The sequence below is a fragment of the Mycobacterium sp. genome (genome assembly GCF_032161845.1).
Taxonomy (GTDB): domain Bacteria; phylum Actinomycetota; class Actinomycetes; order Mycobacteriales; family Mycobacteriaceae; genus Mycobacterium.
This window is the reverse complement of record NZ_JAVRQA010000256.1, coordinates 1-3,057: the sequence shown is the minus strand read 5'-3', so window position 1 is coordinate 3,057 and position 3,057 is coordinate 1. Positions and strand designations below refer to the sequence as shown.

The following is a 3,057-nucleotide window of genomic DNA, read 5'->3' as shown; positions in this document are numbered from 1 at the left end:
AAGTGTTCGCTTCGCTCGACTGCAGCCCGCAGATCGTGATGGAGACGAACTCGATTTCGACGCTGTACGCGCACGTGCGCGACGGCTCGACGTCGACGATCATGCCGCACACCTGGCTCCAGACTTTCCGGGTGCCCGGCGACATGCGCGTCGTGCCCCTCGTCGAGCCGATCGTCACGCACGGCGTCGGCCTGCTGCTGCCGGACCAGCAACCCGAGTCGATGCTTTCGCGTGCGCTGATCCGAGTCGTCCGCCAAGTCAACATGACCCGGGCCCTCGACGACACCCTCCGCCAGCACCTCCGCCTAGGCCACGTCGGCTCCTGAACCGCGTACAGACCGCACTCGGAGTGAGTGCAGTCTGTGCGCGCGTGAGTGCAGGTTGTGCGCGGGTGAGGGCAAGCTGTGTACGCGGTTACTTGGCGGTGTAGGAGTGGGCGCCGGTTCCGGCCAGTTGGCCGCCTTGAACGATCAGGTACTCGTCGCGGATCGGGGTGCCGTCGAACCACGACTCGAGGATTTCGCGGGTTCCGGCCGCGTAGCGGGCTTGTGCCGACAGCGACGAGCCGGAGATGTGCGGGGTCATGCCGTGGTGCGGCATGGTGCGCCACGGGTGGTCGGCGGGCGCGGGCTGCGGGTACCAGACGTCACCGGCGTACCCGGCGAGCTGGCCGCTTTCGAGCGCGCGGACGATGGCGTCGCGGTCGACGATCTTGCCGCGCGCGGTGTTGACGAGGTAGGCGCCGCGCTTCATGGTGTTGAGCAGCTTCTCGTCGAAAAGGTTCTCGGTCTCCGGGTGCAGCGGCGCGTTGATGGTGACGACGTCGCAGAACGGCACCATGTCCTGCGGGCTCTCGTGGAAGGTCAGGCCGAACTCTTCCTCGACCTCGGTGGGCAGGCGGTGCTTGTCGGTGTAATGCAGGTGGACGTCGAACGGCTTGAGCCGCTTCAGCACGGCAAGGCCGATCCGGCCGGCTGCCACCGTCCCGACGTGCATGCCTTCGAGGTCGTATGACCTCGCGACGCAGTCGGCGATGTTCCAGCCACCGGCGACGACCTGCTGGTAGGACGGGATGTAGTTGCGCACGAGCGAAAGAATCATCATCGACACGTGTTCCGCGACGCTGATGCTGTTGCAATAGGTCACTTCGGCGACGGTGATCCCGTGCTCGATCGCGGACTGCAGATCGACATGGTCGGAGCCGATTCCGGCGGTGACCGCCAATTTCAGGTTCGGTGCCTTCGCAATTCGCTCCGGCGTCAGATATGCGGGCCAGAATGGCTGGGAAATGACGATCTCGGCGTCCTCGAGCTCTTTGTCGAGCACCGAGTCCGGGCCTTCCTTGTCCGAGGTGACGACGAGGGTGTGGCCGCGCTCCTCGAGGAATTTCCGCAGGCCCAGCTCGCCGGACACGCTGCCGAGCAGCTCACCCGGGGTGAAGTCGACCGCGCTCGGCGTCGGCAGAGTCTGGCCGCCGGGATAGTGGGAAAGGGTGGGCAAATCGTCACGTGCGTAGGTTTTCGGCTGGCCGTCGATGGGGTCGTCGTAAAGGACGCAAACGATCTTCGCCATTGAAGGGCTCCCAAAGGTGGGTTTCATTTCGGGGGACATTTCCCGCTGAAACCCACTTTTGCGCGCCGGAACCCTCCGGTCAAAGTAAACTCGCTGACACCGGCATAACCGCCGTTTATCGTGGCTGGTCCAGACGCTGTGAAGGGCCCCTTCCTGGCAAGAAACGCCAGGAAGGGGCCCTTCACGTGCGGCCCGAAGCCAGGGTCAGCGGTCGGCGACGGCGTTCTCGGCCGCTTCGAGCCATTCACGCCACTGCGCGGCCTGCTCGTCGGCCTTCTTCGCGCGGCGCTCGTCGCCCGCGGCGCGGGCCTTGGCCGCCTGGGACTCGAAGTGCGCGACGCGCTCGTGGAACTGTGCGGCCCTGGCGAGTGCCTCCGGGTCGGTGCGGCGCCACTTGTTGTCCTCGGCGGATTTGACCTTGTCCTGCACCGTTTTGAGGCGCATGTCGAGGTCGCGGATGCGTTCGCGCGGGACCTTGCCGATCTCGTCCCAGCGTTCCTGGATCTTGCGAAGCTGGTTCTTCGCGCCTTCGAGGTTGATCGCCGGGTCGATCTTCTCCGCGTCGATCAGGAGCTCTTCCTTCTTCGCGGCGTTGTCGGTGAACTCGGCGTCGCGTTCGTTGAACGCCGACGAGCGGCGGGCGAAGAACTTGTCCTGCGCGGCGCGGAACCGCTGCCAGAGGGCCTCGTCGCTGTCCTTGGGCGCGCGACCGGCCGCCTTCCAGTCGTTCATCAGGTCCTTGTAGCGGCCCGCGGTGTCGCCCCAGTCGTCGGATTCGGCCAGTTTTTCGGCCTCGACGATCAGCTCCTCCTTGCGGGTCTTCGCCGTCGCGCGCTGCTTGTCGAGTTCGGCGAAGTGCGAACCACGGCGGCGATTGAACGCCTCGCGCGCCTTGGAGAACCGCTTCCACAGCTCGTCGTCGGTCTTGCGGTCGACGCCCTTGACGCTTTTCCACTCGTCCAGGATCGTGCGCAGCCTGTCCCCGGCGGACTTCCACTGGGTGGACTCGGCGGCCAGCTTCTCGGCTTCTTCGGCGAGGGCCTGTTTGCGGGTCACCGCGGCGGAGCGGGCAGCTTCGCGCTCCTGCTTCGCGCTGGCCAGTGACTTCTCGGCGTGGGCGATGACCTCGTTGATCCGGGCGCCCAAGGCGGCCAGGTCGCCGACGACGGCCGCCTCGGCGAGACCGTCGCGCATCTGGGTGGCGCTGGACAGCGCGTGCTTCGGGTCGCCGGCGCCGGACGCCAGTCGGGTCTCGAGCAGCTCCACCTCGGTGCGCAGGTCGTCGAACCGGCGCGCGTAGTGGATGAGTCCTTCGTCCGGGGTCCCGGCCTGCCAGATGCCGACGGCGCGCTCACCGTCCACGGTGGTGACGTAGACGGTGCCTTCCTCGTCCACCCTGCCCCACCGGGCCGGGTGGGGCTCGGCAGGCGGCACCGGCGGCGCGGCGTGCCCGCTGCCACCCAGCGCTTGCGGTACCGGATGGGG

General features: G+C 67.0%; 3 protein-coding genes. 1 reads left to right on the top strand and 2 read right to left on the bottom strand.

The genetic code is table 11. The features are described from left to right. Positions 1–326, top strand: a 326-nt coding sequence (locus QOD90_RS14595) for a LysR family transcriptional regulator substrate-binding protein (protein ID WP_526350870.1), incomplete at its 5' end; no start/stop codon positions are given. A gap of 88 nt (positions 327–414) precedes the next feature. Here QOD90_RS14595 and QOD90_RS14590 read toward each other — a convergent pair. Together QOD90_RS14590 and QOD90_RS14585 are read right to left on the bottom strand one after the other, a co-directional pair. Beyond that, positions 415–1,572, bottom strand: a complete 1,158-nt coding sequence (locus tag QOD90_RS14590) for an NAD-dependent formate dehydrogenase (RefSeq protein ID WP_526350868.1) — start codon at positions 1,570–1,572, stop codon at positions 415–417. A gap of 204 nt (positions 1,573–1,776) precedes the next feature. After that, positions 1,777–3,057 (bottom strand): DUF349 domain-containing protein (locus tag QOD90_RS14585; RefSeq protein ID WP_526350866.1); only part of this gene is annotated, 1,281 nt, incomplete at its 5' end.